This window comes from Herbaspirillum sp. RTI4 (assembly GCF_034313965.1).
GTDB lineage: Bacteria > Pseudomonadota > Gammaproteobacteria > Burkholderiales > Burkholderiaceae_D > Herbaspirillum.
In genome coordinates, this window is sequence record NZ_JAVIWQ010000002.1 from 333,029 (window position 1) to 359,825 (window position 26,797).

General features: G+C 54.3%; 26 protein-coding genes. 12 read left to right on the top strand and 14 right to left on the bottom strand.

What is annotated here, in order from left to right; translation table 11 throughout:
• Window positions 1–157: 157 nt before the first annotated feature.
• The 10 genes from rfbG to glmU all read left to right on the top strand — a co-directional run bounded on the left by rfbG (window position 158) and on the right by glmU (window position 10,387).
• Window positions 158–1,237, top strand: coding sequence for a CDP-glucose 4,6-dehydratase (rfbG, locus tag RGU70_RS01700; protein WP_322207689.1), 1,080 nt, complete (start codon window positions 158–160; stop codon window positions 1,235–1,237).
• Window positions 1,238–1,383: 146 nt separating this feature from the next.
• A complete protein-coding gene (locus RGU70_RS01705) occupies window positions 1,384–1,614 on the top strand; it encodes an acyl carrier protein (RefSeq protein ID WP_322207690.1) in 231 nt (76 codons plus the stop codon).
• A 94-nt stretch (window positions 1,615–1,708) separates the two neighbouring features.
• Entirely contained in the window at window positions 1,709–2,740 is a 1,032-nt protein-coding gene (locus RGU70_RS01710; RefSeq protein WP_322207691.1) for an aromatic ring-hydroxylating oxygenase subunit alpha, read from the top strand.
• Window positions 2,737–3,474: an SDR family oxidoreductase gene (locus RGU70_RS01715; protein WP_322207692.1), complete on the top strand. Its 738-nt coding sequence runs from the start codon at window positions 2,737–2,739 to the stop codon at window positions 3,472–3,474. Before RGU70_RS01710 ends, RGU70_RS01715 begins: the two co-directional genes overlap by 4 nt.
• Window positions 3,475–3,498: 24 nt before the next feature.
• Window positions 3,499–4,566, top strand: coding sequence for a ketoacyl-ACP synthase III (locus RGU70_RS01720; RefSeq protein ID WP_322207693.1), 1,068 nt, complete (start codon window positions 3,499–3,501; stop codon window positions 4,564–4,566).
• A gap of 47 nt (window positions 4,567–4,613) precedes the next feature.
• Window positions 4,614–5,246 carry a NeuD/PglB/VioB family sugar acetyltransferase gene (locus RGU70_RS01725; RefSeq protein WP_322207694.1) on the top strand — a complete coding sequence of 211 codons (633 nt, stop codon included), beginning with the start codon at window positions 4,614–4,616 and terminating at the stop codon, window positions 5,244–5,246.
• Entirely contained in the window at window positions 5,243–6,211 is a 969-nt protein-coding gene (locus tag RGU70_RS01730; protein ID WP_322207695.1) for a ketoacyl-ACP synthase III, read from the top strand. The genes RGU70_RS01725 and RGU70_RS01730 overlap by 4 nt, the downstream gene beginning before the upstream one ends.
• Window positions 6,212–6,220: 9 nt before the next feature.
• On the top strand, window positions 6,221–7,333 hold the full coding sequence (locus RGU70_RS01735; protein WP_322207696.1) for a DegT/DnrJ/EryC1/StrS family aminotransferase: 1,113 nt from the start codon (window positions 6,221–6,223) through the stop codon (window positions 7,331–7,333).
• 101 nt (window positions 7,334–7,434) lie between these two features.
• Window positions 7,435–8,838 (top strand): hypothetical protein, encoded by a 1,404-nt coding sequence (locus RGU70_RS01740; RefSeq protein ID WP_322207697.1) that lies wholly within the window; start codon window positions 7,435–7,437, stop codon window positions 8,836–8,838.
• Between the two features lie 184 nt (window positions 8,839–9,022).
• On the top strand, window positions 9,023–10,387 hold the full coding sequence (gene glmU, locus RGU70_RS01745) for a bifunctional UDP-N-acetylglucosamine diphosphorylase/glucosamine-1-phosphate N-acetyltransferase GlmU (protein ID WP_322207698.1): 1,365 nt from the start codon (window positions 9,023–9,025) through the stop codon (window positions 10,385–10,387).
• Between the two features lie 141 nt (window positions 10,388–10,528).
• Here glmU and RGU70_RS01750 read toward each other — a convergent pair whose 3' ends face one another.
• Window positions 10,529–10,993, bottom strand: a complete 465-nt coding sequence (locus RGU70_RS01750) for an Lrp/AsnC family transcriptional regulator (protein ID WP_322207699.1) — start codon at window positions 10,991–10,993, stop codon at window positions 10,529–10,531.
• A gap of 157 nt (window positions 10,994–11,150) precedes the next feature.
• Here RGU70_RS01750 and glmS point away from each other — a divergent pair, with 157 nt between their 5' ends.
• Together glmS and RGU70_RS01760 are read left to right on the top strand one after the other, a co-directional pair.
• Entirely contained in the window at window positions 11,151–12,968 is a 1,818-nt protein-coding gene (glmS, locus tag RGU70_RS01755) for a glutamine--fructose-6-phosphate transaminase (isomerizing) (protein WP_322207700.1), read from the top strand.
• Between the two features lie 50 nt (window positions 12,969–13,018).
• Window positions 13,019–13,267: a hypothetical protein gene (locus RGU70_RS01760; protein ID WP_322210675.1), complete on the top strand. Its 249-nt coding sequence runs from the start codon at window positions 13,019–13,021 to the stop codon at window positions 13,265–13,267.
• 156 nt (window positions 13,268–13,423) lie between these two features.
• Here RGU70_RS01760 and RGU70_RS01765 read toward each other — a convergent pair whose 3' ends face one another.
• The 13 genes from RGU70_RS01765 to RGU70_RS01825 all read right to left on the bottom strand — a co-directional run bounded on the left by RGU70_RS01765 (window position 13,424) and on the right by RGU70_RS01825 (window position 26,797).
• The gene (locus tag RGU70_RS01765; RefSeq protein WP_322207701.1) at window positions 13,424–14,797 is read right to left on the bottom strand and encodes an ATP-binding protein; all 1,374 of its coding nucleotides are present in this window, start codon (window positions 14,795–14,797) and stop codon (window positions 13,424–13,426) included.
• A 99-nt stretch (window positions 14,798–14,896) separates the two neighbouring features.
• Window positions 14,897–16,357, bottom strand: a complete 1,461-nt coding sequence (locus RGU70_RS01770; RefSeq protein WP_322207702.1) for a nickel-dependent hydrogenase large subunit — start codon at window positions 16,355–16,357, stop codon at window positions 14,897–14,899.
• Window positions 16,358–16,364: 7 nt separating this feature from the next.
• Complete coding sequence (locus RGU70_RS01775; protein WP_322207703.1) at window positions 16,365–17,396, bottom strand: HupU protein; 1,032 nt, start codon at window positions 17,394–17,396, stop codon at window positions 16,365–16,367.
• Window positions 17,396–18,871, bottom strand: coding sequence for a sigma-54 dependent transcriptional regulator (locus RGU70_RS01780; protein ID WP_322207704.1), 1,476 nt, complete (start codon window positions 18,869–18,871; stop codon window positions 17,396–17,398). Before RGU70_RS01780 ends, RGU70_RS01775 begins: the two co-directional genes overlap by 1 nt.
• A 169-nt stretch (window positions 18,872–19,040) precedes the next feature.
• A complete protein-coding gene (hypE, locus tag RGU70_RS01785; protein ID WP_322207705.1) occupies window positions 19,041–20,093 on the bottom strand; it encodes a hydrogenase expression/formation protein HypE in 1,053 nt (350 codons plus the stop codon).
• The gene (gene hypD / locus RGU70_RS01790) at window positions 20,090–21,229 is read right to left on the bottom strand and encodes a hydrogenase formation protein HypD (protein WP_322207706.1); all 1,140 of its coding nucleotides are present in this window, start codon (window positions 21,227–21,229) and stop codon (window positions 20,090–20,092) included. The genes hypE and hypD overlap by 4 nt, the downstream gene beginning before the upstream one ends.
• Entirely contained in the window at window positions 21,229–21,474 is a 246-nt protein-coding gene (locus RGU70_RS01795) for a HypC/HybG/HupF family hydrogenase formation chaperone (RefSeq protein ID WP_322207707.1), read from the bottom strand. The genes hypD and RGU70_RS01795 overlap by 1 nt, the downstream gene beginning before the upstream one ends.
• A gap of 78 nt (window positions 21,475–21,552) precedes the next feature.
• Complete coding sequence (locus RGU70_RS01800) at window positions 21,553–22,746, bottom strand: carbamoyltransferase HypF (protein WP_322207708.1); 1,194 nt, start codon at window positions 22,744–22,746, stop codon at window positions 21,553–21,555.
• Window positions 22,743–23,822: a hydrogenase nickel incorporation protein HypB gene (hypB, locus tag RGU70_RS01805; RefSeq protein WP_416186466.1), complete on the bottom strand. Its 1,080-nt coding sequence runs from the start codon at window positions 23,820–23,822 to the stop codon at window positions 22,743–22,745. Before hypB ends, RGU70_RS01800 begins: the two co-directional genes overlap by 4 nt.
• 76 nt (window positions 23,823–23,898) lie before the next feature.
• The gene (locus RGU70_RS01810; RefSeq protein ID WP_322207710.1) at window positions 23,899–24,243 is read right to left on the bottom strand and encodes a hydrogenase maturation nickel metallochaperone HypA; all 345 of its coding nucleotides are present in this window, start codon (window positions 24,241–24,243) and stop codon (window positions 23,899–23,901) included.
• A 38-nt stretch (window positions 24,244–24,281) separates the two neighbouring features.
• The gene (locus RGU70_RS01815; RefSeq protein ID WP_322207711.1) at window positions 24,282–24,782 is read right to left on the bottom strand and encodes a cyclic nucleotide-binding domain-containing protein; all 501 of its coding nucleotides are present in this window, start codon (window positions 24,780–24,782) and stop codon (window positions 24,282–24,284) included.
• A gap of 37 nt (window positions 24,783–24,819) precedes the next feature.
• The gene (locus RGU70_RS01820) at window positions 24,820–25,347 is read right to left on the bottom strand and encodes a hydrogenase maturation protease (RefSeq protein ID WP_322207712.1); all 528 of its coding nucleotides are present in this window, start codon (window positions 25,345–25,347) and stop codon (window positions 24,820–24,822) included.
• On the bottom strand, window positions 25,331–26,797 hold the full coding sequence (locus RGU70_RS01825) for a Ni/Fe hydrogenase subunit alpha (protein ID WP_322207713.1): 1,467 nt from the start codon (window positions 26,795–26,797) through the stop codon (window positions 25,331–25,333). Before RGU70_RS01825 ends, RGU70_RS01820 begins: the two co-directional genes overlap by 17 nt.

Below are 26,797 nucleotides of genomic sequence, written 5' to 3' on the forward strand. Positions count from 1 at the left end.
ATCTATTTGAACTATCGGACAGAATAAAAATTATGAAAGCCGTGACACTAACCGAAGCTGCGGACACCTGCACCATCGAAGAAATCGCATCACTCCCTCCGCAGAACTACCCGATAGATCGCCAGATTTTCTACCAAGTGTAGTGGAAAGCAATCCCATGATCCAAGAATTCTGGCAAGGCAAAAAAGTATTCATCACCGGCCACACCGGCTTCATGGGCAGTTGGCTTACGCTCTGGCTGAACCGGCTCGGTGCCGAAGTGCACGGTTACTCACTCCCGGCCCCCACCCAACCCAGCATGTTTCACCTGGCACGGCTGCAAAACTGCGCCACCACTACCACCGGCGACATCGGCGATCTGCAATACCTGCGCGATATCCTCGCCGCAGCCAAGCCAGACATCGTGTTCCATCTGGCAGCGCAAGCTATCGCGCTCGATTCCTATGCCGCGCCAATCGAAACATTCGCCACCAATGTGATGGGCACGGCACATTTGTTGGAAGCGGTACGACACACGCCCAGCGTGCGCTCGGTTGTCATCGTCAGCAGTGACAAATGCTATGAAAACCGCGAATGGGTCTGGGGCTATCGCGAAGAAGAAAAAATGGGGGGACATGACCCCTACAGCGGCAGTAAAGGTGCGGCAGAAATAGTCACCGCCTCCTACCGCAGCTCCTTTTTTGGCCCGAATAGCAGCTCACAGACCGCCATCGCCACTGCGCGCGCGGGCAACGTGATCGGCGGCGGCGATTTCGCCACGGATCGCTTGATCCCCGACCTCATCCGCGCGCTGGAAAAAAATCAGCCGATCATGATTCACAATCCGCACGCGATACGCCCATGGCAATTCGTGCTTGATCCCCTGGCTGGTTATATGCAACTGGCGCAGCGGCTCTACGAATCGGGCAGGAAATATGCCGAAGGATGGAACTTCGGCCCCGCCGATTCCGATTTGCAAACCGTCAGCCAACTGTGCGCCGCCTTCAACCATTCGCTGCAAAAAAACGAATGCCAAACGGCGGAAATTATCCTCGCCGCCCCCGCCGAAGCACCGCACGAAACCTCTTTTCTGCGGCTGGACATTTCCAAATCGCGACAACATCTCGACTGGATGCCCAAGCTGGAGCTGCATACCGCGCTCGAACTCACTGCTCAGTGGTATAGCGCATACCTGAACAATGAAGATCTGCGCGAACTCAGCGAACAGCAGATCGATTTTTTTCAGGGCTTTGGATAATTGCAGGTCTTTCCGGCTCAGGCTAAGCCACTCTCCGTCAGCGCTAAACTTATGGCGTAAAGTGTCGTTAACCTAATACACCTCCTCATTACTTCGTGGCGGTCGATCAGCGCGCCGCCATTCCCACATCATCGTCAGAGGTTTTTATGAGTATCGATAATTTTTCCGCCGAATTCGCCGACGCAATTGAAGTCCCACCAGAAACAGTCACTGGCAGCACCGTATTCAAAGATTTGGAAATTTGGGACTCGCTGGCGATACTGGTCGTCATCGCCATGGTCGACGCGACCTATGACGTCGCCATCACAGGCGACGATCTGAAAAACACCAGCACAGTGGCAGAGCTACATCAGATCGTCCTGAGCCGGAGCAAATAACACCGGCCGCATTGCCGGTGCAATGAGGGATACGGATGAACAGTTCCTTGCCCGATGTAGCGGAAAATATTTTCCCCGAATAAAGAATGCGCAGATGTCCATCCCGATTAACAATTACATTGATCCAGCCATATTCGACGAAGAACTGGAAAAAGTTTTTTCGAGACAGATGTTTATCGCTCATCAAAACGATATCCCGGCAGCCGACGACTATTACAGTTTCCGTGCAGGGAAACGCAGCTACACGCTGCGCAATATCGGCGCGCAAAATCGTTTGCTGGACAATGTCTGCCGACACCGATTCAATCTGATCGACCCGCCGGGATTCGGCAACCGGAAATTCCGCTGCGGCTACCACGGCTGGACTTACGATGCCGATGGTGGCGCATCGTTCATCCCTTTGCGCAACACCTTCAAGAATCTGCCCGACGATATCCGTCTCACATCTGCGCCGCACGAAGACATTCACGGCTTCCAGTTCCTCATGCAAGCCGATCCTGCTCGTCGTCAGACTGTCGCCAGACTGCTCACGCAAATGGGAACGCCCGCAGGCGGTCATTTTTTCCGTGGCGAAATCCGTCATCAATGCAACTGGAAACTGATCGTTGAAAACGTACTGGATTCCTATCATGTCTCCTTTGTGCATGCATCCACCTTCAGCAAGGCCGGTTACTCTTCCACCGGTCGCGTCGAACCAGTGCCGCTCAACAGTGAATACGACACTGCGGTAACCCACTATCCCGATGAAGCGAGCGCAAAGCAAATGCTGCGCATCGTTCGCAACATCACACCGGCATATCGGCATCTGCATATCTTTCCCAATTTATTTCTCAGCATCGGTAGCGAACTAGTGTATTACGTCGCCAACGTCATGCCGGTCAGCACAAACGAAAGTGTCCTGCATTACCGTCTTTACCCAACCGAAAAAATGCTGGCACTCACTCCCGGCCTGCGCGACTCGTTCATGCAAAGTGCCATTGATCTGACCGCACAAACACTGGAAGAAGACCGCCTGATGCTGGAATCCAATCAGATCGGCCTGCTCTCCGCGCAAGGTGCTTATACGCTTTGTGAAAACGAATTGCGCATCCGTCATTTTCACGACGCTTACCGGCGCTTTCTATGAACTGTCAAAATAAAACCGTACTGGTAACCGGTGCCACCTCCGGCATCGGCCATGCCTGCGTCGAGCGATTCATCGCTGCTGGTGCGCATGTTGTTGCCGTTGGCCGCAATCCAGAGCGTCTGGCCGAATTAAGTGCCTCCTACGGCGCGCAATGCACCGTCATTTCTTACGACCTCGGCGATCCAGACAAATTAACCGAGCTGGTGTCCCAACTGCCGGCATTGGACGGACTTGTCATGTCCGCCGGCATCACCAAAAGTAATCCCATCAAATTTTTTAACCGTAAAGTATTCGATGAAACGCTGGCGATTAATCTGATCACACCCGTCGTGTTGGCCGTGGAAATCACGAATGCGAAAAAATTAAGGAATAACGGTTCCATCGTTTTTCTTTCTTCAACGAACGGTACTGCCGGCGGCGTCAAAGGCAGTCTGGCTTACGCAACGACCAAGGCGGCGCTTGTCGGCGCATCAAAAGTATTGGCGGCAGAACTGAGCGGCAAGGGTATTCGGGTCAACTGCGTCGCACCGGCAACGATTTCGTCGGAGATGGTGCTGAATTATTTTTCCCAATTATCGGAAGAAGCCATGCAGGCCGACATGCAAAAATATCCTTTAGGTAAACGCTACGGAAAACCATCCGAAGTGGCCGACCTGATCGCCTATCTGATCTCTGACAGCAGTAGTTTCATTACCGGGCAAACGATCACCATCGATGGTGGTCGCAGCCTGTGACACGACAAACAAAGAAGGACTGATATGTACAGTATTGCGGGTGTAGCCATACGCGGCATCGCGGCAGTCGTCCCTAAAGGGATTGAGCGCACGGAGAATTACGAAATTCTGACCCCAGAGGAAAGAACGCGCTTTGCCAAAATTACCGGCATCGAAGAACGCCGCGTCGCCAATGCCGCGCAATGCGCGTCCGACTTGTGCGCCTTTGCGACTGAAGACCTGTTGAAGGGGCTTGAATGGCAAAAGCAGGATGTCGGAATGATGGTTCTGATTACGCAATCTCCCGACTATCCGGTGCCAGCCACCAGCATCGTGCTGCAAAATAAACTGGGCTTGAACCAGAGCTGCATTTGTTTCGACGTGAATCTGGGTTGCTCCGCCTATCCGTATGGATTGGCCATCGTGAGCGGCCTGATGAAGTCGCTCGGTATCAAACGCGCGCTGTTGCTCGTCGGTGATGTTTCCACCAAAAGCTGCGCGTATACCGACAAGGGGTCATGGCCGCTGTTCAGCGATGCCGGCACCGCCACTGCGCTGGAACTGAGCGACGCCGATGCGCCCATGCAATTCCACTTGATGAACGACGGTGCCGGTTATGGCGCGATCATTGTGCCGTCGGGCTATGGCGCCTCGCGTGTTCCTATCACCCAAGAACTGCTGGAGCCTGTGCCGCAAGCCGATGGCACGACACGCCATGCCATGCAACTGGTTTTGCAAGGCGCGGACATTTTTAATTTCGCCATTCGTGAAGCACCGCTGTCGATCAACACCTTGCTCACCACTGCCGGCGTGCCGATAGGGGATGTCGATTACGTCGTCCTGCATCAAGCGAACAAACTCATCAACGATACGGTCAGGATGAAGATAGGCGCACCGAAGGAACGTGCGCTATCGACACTGAAACAGTACGGCAACAGCAGCTCCGCATCGATTCCCTTGACGCTGTGCGCGCATGGCGGACAGTTGCAGGACGCGCCATTGGTCCTGTTGTCCGGCTTCGGCGTCGGCCTGTCCTGGGGTAGTGCGCTGGTAAAACTGCCGGAGAAATGTTTCTTTTCGCTGAACGAAACTGACCAGGCGTTTGGACAATGAGTCCCCTCCGATTTGATCATCCGGCCATTTGAATAGGAGCCGCTGCAATGACTAGCTCCACCTCCGCTCCACAGCTGATCATCATCGGTGCCGGCGGCTTCGGTTATGAATTACGTGGATTGATACGTCTGCACGGTATGCCATTCGAGGTCATTGGTTTTCTGGACAACGCCAAAACCGGACCAGACATTCTCGGCCCCATCGATGGCCACCAGCCACGTTCCGATGCTTTTTACATCGCAGCGATTGGCGATTCCACATTGCGCTTTTCTCTGAGCGACCCGCTAGAAAAAGCAGGCGCTCGCTTTGCCAATCTGATCTCTCCTTTAGCTGTTCTCGATTCGGCGCTATCGCCCGAAAGCGGTATCGCACTGATCGGCAACAGCGGCATTTCAAACAACGTCAGTATCGGCGCGCACACTCGAATCCACGGCATGAACGTGATTGGCCACGATACGCGCATAGGAAAATACTGCGCTATCAACGCTTTTGCTTTCGTTGGCGGCGAAGTGGAAATCGGTTCCTTTGTCACCATTCACCCGCATGCCACGATTTTGCCGCGCATCAAAATCGGCGATGGAGCGATCATCGGTGCTGGCAGCGTGGTCATCAAGGATGTCGAAGCCCACACCACCGTGTTTGGCAATCCGGCCAAGGTCATCGAACGGCGGCAAGCATGAATACGGCTTACCTCCGCGCCATCACAGTCTGTTTGCCCGCTGCAATAGAGAGCAACGACGATCTGGCACTGAAATATCCTGACTGGAATCCGCGCCGCATCGAAGCCAAAACCGGCATCTATCGTCGCCATATCGCCGCTGCGGACGAACTGACTTCGTCCCTGGCTATCGGCGCCGCACAGGCGCTGTTTGCGCAGCACGCCATTCGTCCCGAAGATATCGACCATCTGATCGTTTGCACGCAAACCCCTGATCACCTGATTCCGTCGACATCGTGCAAAGTGCAGCACGCGCTTGGATTGCCGACCAGCTGCGCAGCATTCGACATCAACATGGGCTGCTCCGGCTTTGTCTACGGTCTGCATGTCGCACGCGCACTGGTGGCCTCGCAAGTGGCGACCAATGTACTGCTGATTAATGCCGATACCTACTCCAAGCTGCTGCTGGAAGAGGATTTATCTACCCGCGCACTATTCGGTGATGGCGCGACCGCATCACTGATTTCAGCGCAACCCGGCGGCGCGGCCATCGGCGCAATCGAGTTAGGGACGGATGGTGCAGGCTATGCCGATTTCATCGCGCATAACTCGGCCATGGCACACGATGCCGACAAAGCGCGCCAGATTCATATGGACGGCCCGGCCATATTCAATTTCACAATCGAACGTATTCCGGCTGCGCTAGATGCCTTTCTGGCCGCACAGCAATTACAGAAATCGGATATTGCGTATTTTGTATTTCATCAGGCCAATGCATATATGTTGGAGCACTTGCGCAAAAAAATGGGCATCGATGCCGCGCGGTTTCCGGTTATTCTGGAAGATATCGGCAATACTGTCTCAGCTTCGATCCCAACGGTGCTGGCTGGCTTGATGCCGACGCTAAAACAGGGCGATCGTTTGTTACTTGTTGGTTTCGGTGTTGGCTTGTCGTGGGGCATTTCCCTTCTTACGTGGGATATTTAAAAAAAATTGATGATGAATACGCACCTGCCGATTTACCTTTACGAACAATTTTTCGATCAAGCAGAAACGGATGCGGTCGCTCTCTGTATGTCCAGAGAGCGGTTCAATGACAACATCGAAATCAATGAATTCCAGGCCGGCTTCTCCCAAAAAATTGGCGTGCCGCATTCCATCGCCGTTGCCAACGGCAGCTGTGCTTTGCATCTCACGATGCTCACTGCCGGCATCACCGCAGGGGATGAGGTCATTGTTCCCTCACTGACTTTTGTCGCCACCGCCAATGCCGTGAGCTATACCGGCGCGCAAGCAATTTTTGCCGACGTCAATCCTGACACCTGGCAAATGGGTGCCGCAGAAGTCGAGCCACTGATTACATCACGTACCAAAGCCATCATTGCCGTGCATTTATATGGGCATGCCTGCCCCCTGCGCGAGCTGCAGGAGTTGGCCGAACGCCACCATTTATTATTGATTGAAGATTGCGCGGAAGCACTTGGCACTACTTATGCAGGTGAGCAGGTTGGCATCCATGCCGATGCCGCCATTTTCAGTTTTTATAAAAACAAAACTATCACCACTGGCGAAGGCGGCATGGTCATCACCCGCCATGCCAATTGGCATGAACACATCGTCAAACTGAAAAGTCATGGCATGCCCTTGGATCGCCGCTTCTGGTATGAAATGGTCGGCTACAACTATCGGATGACCAATGTATCGGCCGCCATCGGTATCGCTCAGTTGGCAAAACTGGATCAATTCATTGCCCGCAAACGCAATATCCGAGATCAATATCAAAAGGAACTCCGTAATTTGCCGATTGTTTTCCAGGCCGAAGTTCCGGACAGCGCCAGCGCCTGCTGGCTGATCTCCATGACTTTATCCAGCGAATCGGTTCGTGATGCCTTGGCGCAATTTCTTCTCGACAGGCAGATCCAATCGCGGCCAGTCTTTTTGCCGGTGCAACGCTTCCCTATGTATGCGGATGCGACATGGCCTACTCCAGCCGCAGACCGCATCGCCGAGTGTGGATTGTCATTGCCCAGCTGGCCTGGCTTGAGTGATCCGCAAATCGACATCATCACCAATGCGATCCAGCTTTTTTTTGCTGAAACGCCTACCTGACGAATGCCGACCTTATTCATCATCGTTCGTCTTTGTGCCGCGGCATCTCCGCGTTCACGCACAGCACAGCTCCCTATTTTTTATTTTTACTGGATGCATCCATGAGTTCAAACGACGCGAAATCCTTGCAATACCTCGGCTTGCTTGATAAAAAACTGACCCAGACCAACTCCCGGCTCGACGCATTGGAAAATAGTCTGAAGCAGCTCGTTGAAGTCCTCAAGGAGCAAATCACCGGCGGCGATGCCAACCTGATTGACAATGCGGTTCAACGACATTTACAGCCGGTGCATACCTCGCTGTTCAAGCTCAAATCGACCACTTCCCTGATTGCCCGTGGTCTTCCGCGCCCCGGAAAAAAACTCATCCGCGTAGTGTTTTTGGTTCACAGCGTAGAAACCTGGGATGCCCTGCATGAGGTCTACACCCTGATGCTGCAACATGAGCGCTTCGACCCGATTATCATTACGCTCAATCGCGATTATTTGAATGCCGAACAATTTGCACAAGAGGAAATTAATCACCAGGGCCTGGTGCAACTCGGCATCCATCCCTACCGCTTCATGAATAGCGATGACCACGCGAATGATCTGGAAATGCTGAAACTGATGAATCCGGACATCATTTTCCGCCAGTCGCCATGGGATATCAGCATCCCTTCATCGTTCCATTTTCATGAACTCGACTTCGCCAAAATTTGCTACGTGTCATACGGCTTCGGTGTCGTTAATATGGGCGGAGTCGGCCAGTCCAACCTCTATTTCATGCGTAGTTGCTGGCGTGCTTACTGTGAAACAACCGCCCATTATGACGCCTGGAAATATTCAGTTTCAAAAGGAAATCTCGCCGTTTCCGGTTCGGCAAAACTGGATCGCATCGTCGAAGGCAAGGACAATGCCGCCTGGCCAATCGCAGAAGAAGCAGATTCGATCCGCATCATCTGGGCCCCGCATCACAGCCTGACAGATGACTGGTTGTTCTTTTCGACATTCATGAGCAACTACCTGCAGTTTCTGCAGCTTGCGCGTGAATGCCCCAACTTGCAGATCGTGCTGAAACCGCATCCTGCACTGTTTAACAAACTCGTCTCTTACGGATTACTGAAAGAACAAGAACTCCTTTCCTATCTCAAAGAATTCGTTGCGCTGCCTAATACAGCCCTCGTTACAGGCGCTAACTACATTCCAATGTTTTGGGGTTCAGACATCATGATCACCGATGGCATTGGTTTTTTTGCCGAATACATGGTGACCGAAAAACCGATTATCTGGACTGAGAATCCAGGGCATTTTCCACTGAATGAAATAGGTCTGATTTTGCAGAACGGCATGTATCGCGCCAATGTATTTGAAGATGTCGTCGCTTATCTGGAAATGCTGTGCGTCAACAAAGAAGACCCGCTCAAAGAGAAGCGGCTTGACATCATCAAGCAGATCGCCCCCCATTCGCATGGCAGCGCAAAATTCATTGTGGATGACATATTAAAAGGGATGGATGAGGAGTAATCGTTTGCGTTATTAATAGGAGGAGGCTTATGTGGCGGTACTCGCCATACAAGCCTCCTCGCTCACCAGAGCCCGCAGCGCAAGACGCGCCCACCCCGCATGCTAGACTTTCCTTTTGCAGTGGGCTCTTTTATTCCCCGCTTTAATCACGCATTCCATTGTCTCTCTACTTGCGCGCCAACTTATGAACATCGTCATCCTCGCCGCCGGCATGGGCAAACGCATGCAATCCGCGCTGCCCAAGGTTTTGCACCCTCTCGCAGGAAAGCCCCTGCTGGAGCACGTCATCGATACAGCACGCACACTTGCACCGACCTCATTGTGCGTAGTGTACGGCCATGGCGGCGACACAGTGCCGGCACGCTTCACCTCACCTGATCTGCAATTTGCGCTGCAAGAACCGCAACTAGGCACTGGCCACGCCGTTCTGCAAGCCATGCCACACGCAACCGATGATGTCCCGACGCTGATCCTGTACGGCGATGTTCCGCTCACCACCAGTGCCACATTGCAACGTCTGCTGGATTGCGCGGGCAAAGACAAGCTCGGCATCCTGACCGTCACACTCGATCAGCCCGACGGCTACGGCCGCATCGTACGGGAAGACGGCAAGATCGTCGCTATTGTGGAGCACAAGGATGCGACTGCAACGCAGCGATCCATTCACGAAGTCAACACCGGCATCATCGTTGCGCCCACCAGGCAACTCAAGCAATGGCTGGCAACGCTGTCGAACAACAATGTGCAAGGCGAATACTATTTAACTGACATCATCGCCAAAGCCGTTGCCGACGGCATGGAAATTGTTTCAGCGCAACCTGACACGGTCGCTGAAACTCTTGGCGTCAACAGCAAGGTACAACTAGCCGAGCTGGAGCGCGTGCACCAGCATCGTGTCGCTCATGCCCTGCTGGAACAAGGAGTAACGCTACTCGACCCGGCGCGACTGGATGTGCGCGGCACTTTGCGCTGCGGCAAGGATGTCAGCATTGATGTCAATTGCGTCTTTGAAGGGGAGGTCGAACTGGCGGATGGCGTTAGCATCGGCGCTCACTGCGTCATTGCCAACGCACGCATCGGACAAAACACCGTCATCAAGCCCTTCAGCCATATTCAGGATGCCAGCGTCGGCGCCTCTGCCCAGATCGGGCCGTATGCGCGCTTGCGTCCGGGTACCGTGCTGGAAGATGCTGTTCATATCGGCAACTTCGTCGAGATCAAAAATAGCCGGATCGCCGCTGGGAGCAAGGCTAATCACCTTGCCTATATCGGCGACGCGACTATCGGCGAGCGTGTCAATATCGGCGCGGGTGTCATCACCTGCAACTACGATGGCGTCAACAAATCGCGTACCGAAATCGAAGACGATGCCTTCATCGGCAGCGACACACAACTGATCGCACCGGTGCGTGTCGGCAAAGGGGCGACGATAGGCGCAGGAACGACCCTGACACGCGATGCGCCAGCCGGAACGCTGACACTTTCGCGCGCAAAACAAATGTCACTACCGAACTGGGTGCGGCCGGTGAAGATCAAGAAGCCGGAATAAAAGCGAATTGAAAAGGCCCGCCAGTATTGTTGCTCTGGCGGGCCTTCTCTTTTTTGCCGTCGCGACAGCCCTGACTCTTAGCAATTCGTCGTACGTTTTTAATGCACAGCATCCAAGACACCGCTCCCTGCCAACGCCCCTTTACACCGTAATGCGCGTTTCAAATTTGCTGCGATAAATGCTGAAATAGCTGCGCACATTGCGCACGTTTTTTTGCGTGGCAAACAATCGGTGTGCCAGCGCGTGATAAGCAGGCATGTCGGCCACCTGCACGATCACCACAAAGTCCGGTCCCGGCGATACGCGATAACACTGCAAGACCGCCGCTTCATGCGCGACCACCGCTTCAAACTCCTGCTGCCGCTCGGCACCCTGATGGTCCAGCGTAATTTCCACAATCGCGGTCAGTGCCGCACCGACCATTTCCGGCGTCACCAGCGCCACCTGCCGCGCGATGACCCCGGCATCGGTCAATCGCTTGACCCGCCGCAAACAGGTCGGTGGCGAGGCATGCACCTGCTCAGCCAGTTGCTGATTGGTCTGCCCGGCATTGTCTTGCAAGGCGTTCAGAATACGTCGATCCAAATCGTCCAGAGGGAATGTCATGTTAGAAATTATCAGCGAATTAATATAGATTGTTGAAATAATATTCCATACTGCTAGCTTTGTGAATTATTACCCCTAAAATGATACATATTAGACAGATTATTTCACCGTCGCCGCGCTAAGATTCGCCATTACCTCCATTTACACAAGGCATCTCATGTGCGGCATCGTCGGCGCAGTAGCGCAACAAAACGTCACTCCCATCCTGCTGGAAGGTCTCAAGCGGCTTGAATATCGCGGCTACGACTCTTGCGGCATTGCCCTGTATGTCGATGGAAAACTGGAACGCTCTCGCAGTACTTCGCGCGTGGCCGACCTGCAACAACAAGTAGCCAACTCCCATCTGGCTGGATTTACCGGCATCGGCCACACACGCTGGGCTACGCATGGCGCACCCGCCACCCACAACGCTCACCCGCATTTTTCACGCAACCGTATCGCTCTGGTGCATAACGGCATCATCGAAAACCACGAAGAATTGCGCGCCGAACTGCAAGCGGCTGGTTATGTGTTCGAAAGCCAGACCGATACCGAAGTCATCGCGCATCTGGTTAACCATCTCTATAACGGCGATCTGTTTGAAACCGTGCAACAAGCGCTCAAACGCCTCACCGGCGCGTATGCGATTGCCGTATTTTGTGTTGATGAACCGCACCGTGTCGTGGCGGCCCGCTTCGGCTCGCCCCTGATTGTCGGCGTCGGCGAAGGGCAGAATTTTGTCGCTTCCGATGCCATGGCACTGGCCGGCACCACCGACCGCATCATTTATCTGGAAGAAGGCGACGTCGTCGATTTGCAATTGCAGCGCTACTGGATCGTCGACATCAACGGCAAGCCGGTGGAACGCGAAGTCCGCACCGTGCAAGCCCACACTAACGCCGCCGAACTCGGCCCTTATCAGCACTACATGCAGAAAGAGATTTTCGAACAACCGCGCGCGATTGCCGATACGCTGGAAGGCGTGGCCGGCATCATGCCCGAACTATTCGGCGACCGTGCTGCCGGCGTATTCAAACAAATAGACTCGGTTCTGATCCTGGCTTGCGGCACCAGCTATTACGCCGGACTCACCGCCAAATACTGGCTGGAATCGATTGCCAAACTGCCAGTGAATGTCGAAATCGCCAGTGAATACCGCTATCGCGACAGTGTGCCCAATCCCGCGACACTGGTCGTCACCATTACGCAAAGCGGTGAAACCGCCGACACGCTCGCCGCGCTGAAACATGCACGATCGCTGGGAATGGAACACACGCTGACGGTCTGCAACGTCGCCTCCAGCGCCATGGTGCGCGAATGCGCGCTGGCTTACATCACGCGGGCGGGGGTTGAAATTGGCGTGGCCTCGACCAAAGCATTTACTACGCAACTGGTGGGCTTGTTTCTGCTCACGCTGGCATTAGCGCAAAGCAAAGGCCGTCTCAGCGATACCGAAGAAGCCGCGCATCTGAAAGCCTTGCGCCATTTACCGGCCGCACTGCAAAGCGTCCTCGCACTCGAACCACAGATCGCGGCATGGGCATCGGTCTTTGCGCGCAAGGAAAACGCACTCTTTCTAGGCCGCGGCCTGCATTACCCGATTGCATTGGAAGGCGCACTGAAGCTCAAGGAAATCACCTACATCCACGCCGAAGCCTACGCCGCAGGGGAACTGAAACACGGCCCTCTGGCGCTGGTAACGCATGAAATGCCGGTGGTAGTGATCGCCCCGAACGACGCCCTGATCGAAAAACTCAAATCGAACATGCAGGAAGTACGCGCACGCAGTGGCGAGCTGTATGTGTTTGCCGATGGCGATTCCTGCCTCGTTTCCAGCGAAGGTGTGCATGTAATCCGTTTGCCGGAACACTACGGCGTGCTGTCACCAATTCTGCATGTGGTCCCGCTGCAGTTGCTGGCGTACCATACTGCACTGGCGAGGGGAACGGATGTCGATAAGCCACGCAATCTGGCTAAATCTGTGACGGTGGAGTAATTCTTCTCCGTTTTTAATAAGTAACAACAAGGATTGAATTCATGACCGACATGACCTACGAAGTATTTCTTGATGAGGTAACCACCATCCTCACTGAACTCTATGAACTTGATGACGCTGCGGCAATCAAGCTGGTAGTGGATGCACAAGACGCGAACTTTTTTATCCGGCACGACTTGCGTCCTGAGTTACGCACTGCCGAGCAAGCGAAAAAAGACGCGATAACGCTGTTTGAAAATAAGCAGAACAGACAAAAAACGCAGGAAAAGCAGCAGCAGCGACTCCGCGAAAAAAAATGATGTGTCACAGCTCCAACTTGAGCGGCTGCAATCCGCTCATGCCGCCGTTGCGGAGAGCCGCACCTTAGTCAAACCACGACGGCAAGCAACTCCCACAGCAGCATCGCTCTAGCCTGGCGGAAAGATGAAGCGAATTGAATTGGCAGCGAGCCATTTTCAATTCGCCGTCACCAAAGGCAGTTCAATCACAAACTCTGCGCCACCCTCAGGATGATTGCGCGCATACAGTTTTCCAGCATGCTGCTCAATAATCCCGTAACTAATGGAAAGGCCCAGACCCGTGCCTTTGCCTACCGGCTTCGTCGTGAAGAACGGATCAAATATGCGCGACAGATGGTCCGGAAAAATGCCGCTGCCATTGTCATGCAGGAAGATAGAAACAAGCTGATCGTTCGTTTGCGCAGTAATCCATAACTGCGGCGCGGCGGTACGGGTATCTGATGCCGCATCGCAGGCATTCTGGATAAGATTCATCACCACTTGCAATAATTTCCCCGTATTTCCCATCACGAACAATTCTGCACCTGGCGTCCAGTGCACCGTAAAGGTAGGCGCAGCGCCCTTCCCTATCCAATGAATGGCTCGCTCAATGACTCCGTTCAGATCAAGCTTGCTTTGCTCGTCACGATCAACCGCAGAAAATCGCTTGAGACCATTAACGATATCCGTGGTGCGCTGAGCCCCTTCCAGAGTGCCTTCGATCAAGGAGGGCAGATCATTGAGGATGTGATCGATGCGCAACTTCTCACGCATCGGTGCCGCCACCGCATTGGGCGCACTCTCATGCAGTGTTGCCACGTACAAGGCCAGCCGTTCGCTATACCGCTTTAAGGCATGCACATTACCCAGCACGAAACTGATGGGATTATTCAACTCATGGGCGACGCCCGCCACCAGTCGACCGAGCGACGCCATTTTTTCTGAATGGAGTAATTGCTGCTGAGTGCGCTTGAGTTCCTCATGGGTTTCACTCAACTCTTGATAAGCACGCTTGATTTCCCCCATCGGGCGACCCACAAACACATAACCGGCATGTTTGCCCGCACCATCGAGTCGCTGCGTACAATTCACATCGACCTGCATCGGCCCGTGCAGCGGATGGATCAGATTAATCTCCACTACCTTGCTCATGCGCTGCGGCGTAGTTTGCTCAATCACCTGTCGAATGCAGTCAATGCTCGCAGAGTCCGCCAGCAACTTGTAGATCGACATCCCATGCAAAGCCGATTGGTCCAGCCCGGTCAGTTCGCGCAGGGCGGTATTGGTTTCTTCAATGTCGCCAATCCGATTACAGGCAACCAACACATCCGACATCGCCGACAGTACGCTCACAATAAATTGCTGTGAACTTTCCAGCTGCTCGTTTTTTTCCTCCAAAACGATTTCGTCATTGACCAGCTGCGAATACACCTCATCCATTTTCTGGATCACCTCCATCCACGTCGCCTCGTCGATACCTTCGACCTGTGATGGCCGAACATCGGGGCTTGGGGGGGGCGCTTCTGCAGAAATCAATTCAGTATGAGACATGCTTTTAATCCGGCAAGTAGATCAAGATTTAGTCGGCGGCGATACTTTCAGGTAGCACACTCAATTGGCTCACTCAGTTGCCACACTCAGTTGTCAAACTCAATGCACCGTGCACACCATGCACGGATCAAATGAACGCACGATATGCTGCACCGACACCGGCGTATCTTCACCCGGCAAAACCGCCGCACCGACCAATGCCGCTTCCAGTGCGCCGGGAACGCCTTGCGCATCTCGCGGTGAAAAATTCCAGGATGTCGGTGCAATGATTTGGTAATTGGAAATTTTTCCTTTACGAATCGCGATCCAGTGCCCCAGACTACCGCGCGCTGCTTCCGTCAAGCCCATACCGACCGCATCATCGGGTAGGGCATGCGCGACAAAGTAAGGCTCATCGGTACGCAGATTTTTTATCCACTCTTCCATGGCAGGCACAACCCGAGCCAACTCCAGCAAGCGTGCCAGCACTCGGGTGTACACCGTCCCGCCGCAACGCATCGCCGCATCGCGTATCAGTGGATGCGCATCCACCAGTTGCCTTGCCAAAGCCCCTGTTTCAATCACGCGACCATCCAGTCGCGGCGCCTTGTTCCAGGTATAGGCATCGGGCTTGTCGATATCCGGCACAGTCAGCCCATCAGCGGGATGACGCGCACCACCTGCATCAGAGAGCCAGGCATGCGTCGCATCTTCGCTAATACTATCGGTGTCGAGTGCCTGCACTTTATCGCTCACCTGGTCCCAGATTCCGCGTGCAAAAGTCAGGCCGCCATCCGGCGAGGGATACGAACCATTGGACATATACCGGCCCGGGCCCGGGCCCATCCGGTCTAATTCAAGTTGCCATGCCAGCGTCAGAAACAAGCGGAAATCGCCGCTGTCCGGTGCCGCCGTCGCATACCATTGTCGCAGTGCTGCTTCACTGTCGATGGCAGAGATCTGCTCCAGTGGCGCAGCAAACAGTGTCTGCTCCAGAAAGGCCCTGAATTCACGCACCCGCGCCAGCAGTCGCACCCGTTCTGCCGCTTCCACCGCGCGCGATGAACCCGTCGGCTGGATCGACTGCGTATGCGGCCATTTCCCGCCGAGTGTGCCGAGCAAGGTGAACAAACGCTGACGCGCTGCAAGCGCCAACCGTGCGTGACGTCCCTGCATCGCGGTGAATCGATCTTGCACTGCTGCATGCCACGGCTGTTGCGCGTAAACAGGGCGGGCAAAGTCAGGCATGAAAAAGAGATAGAAATGCGTCAGATGATCGGCCATGTTTTCCGTGGCCAACATCAGATTGGTCACACGCGCACCATTTGGCGGCGGCGTCACGCCCATAGCATCGGCGAGCGCGCGGGCCGATGCGACCGACTGCGATACGGAGCAAATGCCGCAAATGCGCGGCACATAAATCAGCGCATCCATCGCCGGCTTCTTCAACAAAATCTGCTCGAAGCCGCGATACATAGGCGAATTGATATGCGCGCTCTGAACCTGGCCATCGACCACTTCCAGACGCACTTCGAGATCACCCTCTACCCGATTAAACGGGCCGACAATCAATCGCGCCATAAGAACCTCATTTCAATCGGGTCTTGCGAATAGCCGGCAAAATTTTCAGATGATCCGCTGTCGCGTTTTCTCTCACGCGCTTGGGCGTTGCCGATTTTGAAAGCGAGGCCAGCGCGACAAACCAGGCCTTCGGCATATCGGTCGGCAGGCCGATGGGAATACCGGCAATTTTTGGCGTGACATGAAAAGAATGGCCCGGCTCTTCGAATCCCGGTTCGGTGCAACTGATGCAGGCGTAACCGCCACGGGTGCAGGAACCGTCTCCATTCCACAGGCGCGTGTTGCAGTCGGCATGCACTTGCGTACCCTTGCAGCCCATGTTTTCCATCATGCAGCCCAGATCGGATGGCTTTTCGGCGCTGGCCTTGAACTCATAATATTCATTACGGGTGCAGCCGTGGTGCACCAGATGATCGGCGTAAAAACGCGGTCGTCCAAGCGCGTCCATCTGGCTCGCATCGAACAGATCGGCCGCTAGCGCCATCAGCGTTTCCAGCACCCAGTTCGGATGGGTCGGACAACCCGCCACATTGATAACCGGCAAGCCGGTACCTGAGCGATAAGCTGCACCCAGCAAGCCACCGATCTGATCGCCTTCATATTGCAAACCGCAGGCATCGGTAGGATTGCCACCTGCCGCAGTAATCCCGCCATAAGCAGCACAGGTGCCGACCGCCACCGTGTAATGAGCGACAGCCGCCAGAGCCTGCACCCATTCAATCATCGGCTTGCCAGTACCTGCCAGTATATGAAACCGCCCGGTTCCATTGGGCCCGCGCAACATCGATCCTTCCACGCAAAGCGCGTGCAGGGGAATGCGTCCGTCTATGCAAGCCTGCATGATGCGCACGGCATCGGCACCGCTCTCGATCGACAGCGATGGATGCCACAGCATGTTGATGTCTGCATCACTCAACGCGCCGAAAAAATCCGGCGTGTCCGCGCACAACAAGGACATGCTGCAACCGCCACAGCCGCCAGACTGCAGCCATAGCACGTTGAAAGCGGGGGTCTTGCGGGAAAATGTTTCTGAAGCCATTATTTTTTCTCCAGTCCCAACCGTAGCATTTTATTTCTCAATCCAACCCGCGACAGGCCCAACTCCTTGGCCGAGTGTGTTTTATTCCAACGAAATCGCAGCAGGGTTTCTTTAAGAATGGCCGCCTCAACCACTTCCAGTCGCTCCTGCAAGGTGCCGGTTTGACGCATGCCGCTTATCCCTGCCGCCGCCTCTATGCCGGCTGTCATCGCAGGATGACCTTGCAGCACTTTGCTGGAAAATGCCTGCGCATCAATCTCTGCGTTTTCATTGAGCGTCAAAGTAAGCGCCCGATAAATTTCGTTGCGCAACTCACGGACATTGCCCGGCCAAGGGTAAGTGATCAGGCTCGCCATTGCATCCGGCGCAAAACGTCGCGCTGGCATTTTGAGTTCCTGTGAGGCCTGTGCCAGTAAGGCCTCAGCAATCGGTACGATATCGCCAGGACGTTCGCGCAGCGGTGGCATGGTCAGTGTCATGCCGGCCAGTCGATAATACAAATCTTGCCGGAAGCGGCCAGCATGCACTTCCTGCTCCAGATCCCTATGCGTGGCTGCAATCACGCGCACATTGATGGGAATCGTTCGCGTACCGCCAACCGGACGCACTTCCCCTTCCTGCAATACCCGTAACAACTTGACCTGAAACGCGTGAGAAGTGTCGCCGATTTCGTCCAGAAATACGGTGCCGCCATCGGCGCGCTGAAAAATGCCGATATGGTCCTCATACGCGCCGGTAAAGGAACCGCGCTTATGACCGAACAATTCGGACTCGAGCAGATTGTCCGCTATCGCACCACAGTTCTCGATGACGAACATCGCCTCCGCACGCGGACTTGCATAATGTATGGCCCGTGCCAGCAACTCTTTCCCCGTGCCCGATTCGCCCAGTACCACGACCGATAAATCATAACGGGCCACGCGCGCGGCCAATTCGCAAATGCCATCCATAGGACTGCCCGCCACACGGATAATGCGGTCGAAATCGAAAGTGGATTTTAAGAGCGTGCGTTTGCCTTCCGCACGCGCACGCAATACCGAGGTGCTGGTGCGCAGTTCCAGATCGAGGCGATGCATGTCGAGCTGCAAGATACGCGCTTCTACTGCGCCACGCACGGCGTCCAGCAGATGATCCGGCATCCAGGGTTTGAGAACGTATTGATAAATGCCCGCATCGTTGATGCCGGCAATAATGTCTTCGGTGTCGGTGTAGCCTGAGATGATGATACGCACCACATCCGGCCAGCGCTCGCGCACTTCCTTGAGAAGCTGCACGCCGGTCGTTCCCGGCATGCGCTGATCGCACAAAATCACTGCTATTTCATGCTGCGAGAGCAAGGCCCGCGCCTCCTCGGCAGAGCCCGCCATCAACACCGTGAAATCTTCTTCCAAGGTGCGCCGAATGGCGTCCTGCGAGCCTTTTTCATCGTCAACGACAAGAACCGTCGGCAGGCTGCTTCCCTCAGAATTATTCATATGTAGACGCCGGATTTCTTCAAAATAGCATTGCGATGTATCGCCAGATGGCGTGGCGTCCATGCATGCGGCGTCTTATGTACAAAATCATAACGCGCAATAGGCGCGCCGGGGTGAAATGAAAAAAATGGCGATACATTCAAAAGCATGAAAAACGCCAGACGCAGGTTTAGCAGATGCGTGGCAGCTGTTCGCCGGACAACCAGTCAACAACGCGGCGGCCGCCAAAACGCGTACGCATTTGCACGAAGCCATGCGGGTCATCGGTGACCGTGCCAATCCGAGCTGCTTGCGCGCCCAAGGGATGCGTGCGCATGGTCGCCAGCAGTAACCCGGCATCTTCAGGAGCGCAGATCGCAATCAGCTTGCCTTCATTAGCGACGTACAAGGGATCGAGTCCCAGAAATTCACAGGCCGCATCCACTTGCGCAGAAATCGGAATCGCTGCCTCGTCCAGCATCATGCCGACACCGGACTGCTTGGCGATTTCATTGAGCGTGGTAGCCAAACCGCCGCGTGTAGGATCGCGCAAAACATGTACTCCGCTCACGGCCGCCAACATATGCGCCACCAGTCCATGCAGAGCAGCGGTATCGGATTTAATTTCCGTTTCGAAATCGAGAGATTCGCGCTTGGACATGATGGCCACACCATGATCGCCCATCGTTCCTGAAACCAGAATCACATCACCGGGACGCGCTGCGGCACCGTCGATCACAATCCCCGACGGAATCACGCCCACACCGGTCGTCGTGATGAATACGCCATCACCTTTGCCGCGTTCCACTACCTTAGTATCACCGGTCACGATAGACACGCCGGCCTCCCGCGCCGCCTGTGCCATCGATTCGACAATGCGTTTCAAATCCGCCAGCGGAAAGCCTTCTTCAATAATAAAACTGGCGGCAAGATAAAGCGGCTTAGCGCCGGACATGGCGACATCATTGATGGTGCCATGCACCGAGAGACAACCAATATCGCCGCCCGGGAAAAATAAGGGCGACACTACATGCCCATCGGTTGCCATCACCATGCGGCCTACTGGCGCGGCAAAGCTGGCCTGATCGTTACCCTGACGCAGCCACTCATTGTCGAAGGCGACAAGAAACAACTCTTCGATGAGCTGGGCCGACGCACGACCACCCGCGCCATGCCCCATATCAATACAGCCTTTTTTGAAATCCAGCGATCTGACGTAGCTTTTTTTAACGATCGTGTTCATGCGGCTACCACGGCAATATCCTTGAAGCGGCCATACGAATAATGCGCCGCGCAGGCGCCTTCACTCGATACCATGCAGGAACCCATAGGATTTTCCGGCGTACACACCGTGCCGAATATTTTGCAATCGGCCGGTTCTTTCACCCCGCGCAAAATCGCACCACATTCACATGCCTTGTTGTCAGGCACAGGCTTGTAAGCCAGGTCATAACGGGTTTCGGCATCGAAACGCGCATACGTGGATCGGATGCGCAAGGCGCTGAACGGCACCTCGCCCAATCCACGCCACTCAAAAGAGGGACGCAGTTCAAACACCTCGGCCACCATTGCCTGCGCGCGAAGATTGCCATGCGACGTTACCGCGCGCGTAAATTCATTTTCCACTTCACTGCGACCTTCATTGACCTGCCTAACCAGCATCAGAATCGCCTGCATCACATCAAGCGGCTCGAAACCGGCGATCACTACCGGCTTTTTATACGCTTCTGCAAAATGCACATACGGTTCGGAACCGATCACGATGCTGACATGCGCAGGGCCGATGAAACCATCTATCGGTACGGTGCCGTAATCGCGCACTTCGGGCGATTCAAGAATATGCGTGATGGCAGACGGCGTCAGCACATGACAACAGAGAACGCTGAAATTATCGAGGCCGCGCGCGTATGCATCACGAATCACCAATGCCGTCGGCGGGGTGGTGGTTTCAAAACCGATCGCAAAAAAAACCACTTCGCGATCCGGATTTTCCATTGCGATGCGCACCGCATCCATCGCCGAATACACCATGCGAATATCGCCACCACGGGCCTTGGCCTTGGTCAGCGAGACCCCTCCGGAAGCCGGTACGCGCATGGTGTCGCCGTAAGTGCAGACGATTACATTGCGCTCCAGCGCGAGGGTAAGCGCATGATCGATGCGGCCAATCGGCAGTACGCAAACCGGACAACCGGGGCCGTGAATCATGCGCACATTCGCTGGCAATAAATCACTGATGCCGTAACGCGAAATGGCGTGAGTATGGCCACCGCAAAATTCCATGAAACTGTACTTGCGTGCCGGATCTACCTCAGCCGCAATACGGTCGGCGATTTTTTGAGCGATGTCGCCATCGCGAAATTCGTTGATATATTTCATTACAGAAAAACCTCCTCTGATCTGGCTTTGATCATTCCCAACTCACCAAATAAGGCCAGCGTACTCAGGGCTTCCTCCGCATCGAGTTTGCCAATCGCGTAGCCAACGTGCAGGATCACATAATCGCCTACTTCAACAGAATCGAGCAGTGCAATGGAAATTTCCTTGCGCACGCCATCGAGATCAATGACTGCCTGCTGATTCGGAAGTATTTCCACCACCAAAACCGGGATTGCTAAGCACATTGGATTACCTCATTTAAAAATTATGGAGAAGTCCCTGATGAAGAGTGTTGAGTACCGTCCTTCGATGGCGCCACCCAGTCACATCATCAGCGGTTCCTGGTTTGCCAGAGCGCAATCCGCCTGCAATTGCTGCCGTGCTACCCACGCCTGACCAAGCGCCGAGCCACTATCCCCGCAAGAAACTGTTTTCGGTAGCAATACCTTCAATCCGCGTCGGCTCAATCCTTTGACCAGGCGCTCAGTCAAAATGCGGTTGAAAAAACACCCTCCACCCAGTGCAATGATTTTTGCTCTGTGCAATCGAGCAGCCTGATCGGCCCACGCGATCAAGGCATCCGCCAATACCAGATGAAACAATACTGCGCCACGCGCTACGGTTTGCGGATCGCCACTATCCTCACAGGCAAACAAGTGCGCCAATAGCGGCAGCAAGTCGAGCTTGCCGTTAGCCTCCGGCACATAGCATCCGCTGTTCTCCGGCTCGCCATGCGCTACCAAATAGTCTGCGGCCATTTTTTCCAATGCCATGGCCGCTTCGGCTTCAACACTTTGCTTGACGCTAATGCCGAGCGCACCCGCTGCGGCATCGAACCAGCGGCCTGCACCGGTGGTCTGCGGACAATTGAATCCGCGTTGCAGCATGGTCTGCACCGTGCGTGCGGCCATGACTCCGACACTGGCTGAAAATCTGCTCGCAATTTCATCGCCGCGTCCCAATGCATGCAGCACTGCTGCCGCCATTCGCCACGGCTCACGCGCTGCCGCATCTCCCCCCGGCAATGCCAGCGCACCCAGATGGCCGATACGCCGCCATGAAGCTCCGTCTACCAATAACAGTTCCCCGCCCCAAGCCAGGCCATCCGTACCCAGCCCGACACCATCGAGCGCCAGACCGATTACCGGCTCCTGCAATCCATATTCGGCCATCAACACACCGATGTGCGCATGATGATGTTGAACCGCCATTGCCGGCACACCGAGCTCTCCGGCAATCCGCTGCGCCAATCGCGTGCTGAAAAAATCCGGATGCAAATCATGCGCGACTGCAACGATAGAACCATTTGCCTGCACCACCAGTTGCGCCACTGACTGCTCCAGGGCCAGTCGATTAGCGGGGTCCCCCAGATCCCCATGCACGGGAGACCAACACACGCCGTCGCTGCGCAACAGACAGGCGGTATTTTTGAGCCAGGCACCGCAGGCGAGTATCGTCCTCGAAGCTGCGATTGACGTCGTTGTAGTCGATGGCAGAGGCTGAAACAAGATGCTCAATCTCTTCCTGCTTGCGCTTTGAGTGCATGTAATTCGTTTTCAAGAGCGGCAATACGGTCCGCCAATACTGGCGAAGAGGACGCTTCCGAACCGATCAAACTGCGGTGTCCTTCCTCAATCCAGTCCAGCCATGCCGACATGCCCTGTCCGTTCGACGCGGATAACTGCAACACTTCAATTTGCGGATTAACACGCTTGGCATACTCAATGCAGCGCGCCACATCGAATTGCAGATAGGGCAATAAATCAGTCTTGTTGAGCACCATCAAACGGGCTGCGGCAAACATGTCGGGATACTTGAGCGGCTTGTCCTCGCCTTCCGTCACCGACAAAATCACGACTTTCGCCGACTCGCCCAAATCCCACATCGCCGGACAGACCAGGTTGCCCACATTTTCAATGAATAGAATGCCGCCCTGATGATTACCCTCATCAAGACCGCTTGTTTCCGCATGATCGTCGTGGTGGTGATGGTGATGATGCAAAGGCAGACGCGAGAATGCATCACTGACCATCAACGCATCCAGGTGACAACCTTTGCCGGTGTTGATCTGAATGGCCGGTGCGCCTGTTGCGCGTATGCGGTCTGCATCATGGCTAGTCTGTTGATCGCCTTCAATCACGGCAACCGGCAAATCGCCGGCGCGCAGTTTCAATGCTTCGATGGTGGCGCAGAGCAGCGTGGTTTTTCCCGATCCGGGGCTGGATACCAGATTGAGCGCAAGAATGCCGTGCCCGGAAAAATGCTCCCGGTTATGCGCTGCATGGCGATTGTTTTCACCCAGCACATCCTGCTCCAGACGAATCGCGCGCGACTGACTCATTCCCGGCACCGATACCTTCGCCAGTCCGGCACCGAAATGCAGATCGCCGCTCGCTGCATCGACCGCCACATGCTCATGTGAATGGCTGTGCTTCGCATGACGGGAAGCTTCATCATGCGCATGTCCATGTGCATGACTATGGATGTGACCATGCGCATGGTCGTGGTCATGCTCATGTACTGAGTCTTCATGCTGCATTAGTCCCGATTGGCCGGGGCCTTCTTCCTTACTGCATCCGCAAACAACACACATAATTTATCTCCTGTTTGATTGCGATGTGGCTTATGTAGCCATGCGGCTTATGCATTCCCTCATGTATCGTCCACCATCAATCGTCCACCATCATCTCGATCACCCGCAACTCAGTGCCGCCAGTTGGCCGCAGCTGATAATTGCCACACTGCCCGCAAGGGTCGCCGCGCGCCATGATATTGACGGTGGCGCTGCATTCACTACACCAGGCCTCACCGGGCGGTGTTTCGATTTCAATGAGCGCATCCTGGAGACAGGTATCGCGCGCCATCACTTCCAAAGCAAAACGCAATGCACGCTCCTCCACTCCCGCCAAGGCGCCCGCCTCGATGCGTAGCAAGCTCACGCGAGCGAACTGCTCGCGCAACGCTGCCGCTTCGACAATTTTCAAAATGCCGCTGGCAAGACTTACCTCGTGCATAAGGACACTCGCTCTTGAAATGAAGGGGAAATCAGTGTTTACAGCCGGCCTCTTCCGCCTGTCTGTATATAGCTGAACAGTTCGTTTTGCTGGCGGTTAATTGCGGTTAAGGTGCTATGGACACGCTTGATAATGGCGCGCATGAAATTGAAAATCAGCTCAGGATTGTCATTGATCAAGGGATCGATGTCCGCCTTGTTAAAGCTGATCACACAGGAACGACCTAAGGAACGAACCGTGTCCGGGTGCGCCGATCCGTCAATGAAACTAAGCTCTCCTACCAGATCGCCTTTTTCGAGGACATGCAAAATCGCAGGCGTCTGTTTATCTTTAACGTCGCTGGTAATGGCCAGCCGTCCTTTTGTCACGATATAAAAGCTGTTGGTGGAAATACCTTTTTCACACAGCACCTCATCATCGTCCAAATCGATCTTTTGTGCTGCTCGTTCGGCAAGTATCTTTGCGCCACTCTCGCCAATATATTTCCCGATAGGGGCGTTGTGGATCAATGCTGCGATTTCATCTATATTTGATTTCATTATTTTTCTCCTGGTAATGCATCAAGTACGTGAGGAATTACGCGCCGCCAATGACGTACTGCAAGCGATCGTCAGTTGTTGGTGCCGCGACGCTGGTACCGCGCTGCATATAACTGCTTGCCAGACGCAGGTTTTTTTTCGCCTCGTCCGTCAAACCAATCTGCAATTCCCATTCATAACCTTTAATAGCGAGCACATAGACTTCAGGCATCTTCGCAAAACACTGCCAGCAAGTGGCCATGATGGTCTCTATCGACATGTCGTGCGAGGTGAAACTGAAATCCATTTTTTGCTCCGCCTTATAAAAGCGAAAGCGCTCATCGCTCACCTCTTTTGACGCATCGACAAACAAGACGCGCTGTTGATGACTGATCAGATCGGCATCTTCCAGATTGAGTTGATAGAACTTGACTCTCTCGGCTTTGGTGCAGACAGAGGCCGTTTCCAACCAATCGATAAATTCCCATCCCAGTCCATCGTCCTGACGGCCAATATTGCCGATGCCATAAATCAGGGAGGCCTCATTATCGAAATAATCGAGCGTGAGTTTACTTCCGGCGTTCATCAATTTGATTTCCTTTCGCATCAAGAAGCGTGACCTCCAGTGGCATTTCTCCCAGCGCATGTGTGGCGCAACTGAGGCAGGGATCAAATGCGCGAATACCCACTTCAATGGCATTCATCATGCCTTCGGTGATTTCCGTCTCGCCTTCCAGATACTCCTCCGCCACACTACGCACGGTGCGATTCATCACCTGATTGTTTTGTGTCGTGGCAACGATCAGATTGGCGAAAGTGATATTGCCTTCCTGGTTTGCCCTGTAATGATGTAGCAGTGTGCCGCGCGGAGCCTCCACGACGCCGACGCCCTCGCCCGTCCACATCGACTCTGTTGCGGTAACGAGCAATTGATCTTTTTGCAGATCGGGGTCATTCAACAGTTCTTTAATCAGTTCGGCCGAATGCAATATTTCAATGGCTCTGGCCCAGTTGGTGTGCAGCGCCTTGTTGCTGGACTTGCCCTTGTTGTAGGCATGGAACTTCTCTAGCGCCACTTGCGCCAGTGGTGTCGAATACGACTTGGTGACGTTGACCCGCGCCAATGGCCCCACACGGACCGAACCTTTTTCGCGCCCGAGCTCCTTGAGGAAAGGGAACTTCATGTAACTCCATTCCTCCGTCGCTTCAGAGAAATGACCAAGATAATCGTGATAGTCGAGTTCTCGCACGATCTTCTTGTCGTTATCGATGATGCGCATTTTGCCGTGGTAATAATCGACGTCGCCATTGTCATCGACCAGGCACATATCCAATGCCGGCGCATCGCCAAAACCATCCACCATGGCGCGGTTTTTTTCATGGAAGTCATAGAACAACTCCAAACCATCCATCGCATATTCCAGCATTTGATCAATGCTCGGAATGCTGTTGTCGCCCTTGATAAACCGGTCTCGCGCCTCGGCCGTGAGATTGTTGTTGACCCCGCCCGGTATCGAACTGATGCCGTGCATTTTTTTACCCAATACCGCCTGAATCAGTTCCTGCCCCCACTTGCGAAGCATGACAACGCGCTTGATCAGTTCAGGATTGGCGGTTGCCAGTCCCAGCACATTGCGTTTCTCTGGCGCGGCATCCATCCCCAGCACCATTTCCGGCACGATGCAGTAAAAATAGGCGGTGGCATGCGACTGCAATTGCTGCGCGTAATGACCCAAGCGGCGCATCTTCTCCGCTGTTGGCGTAATCAGATTGTGGGTCGAGTAACCGACACCAATCATGTCATCGAGCACCTTGGCACCGCACAAATGATGGCTCACAAAACAGATGCCGCAAATGCGCTGCAACAGCATCGGCGCTTCCCAATACGGATGCCCCTGAATAAATTTTTCAAAACCGCGAAATTCAACCACCAGCAATTTTGCATCGACGACCTTATTGTCGTCATCGAGCTGGATGATGACTTTGCCGTGACCTTCGATGCGGGTGACCGGGTCAATAATCAATTTTCTGCTCAT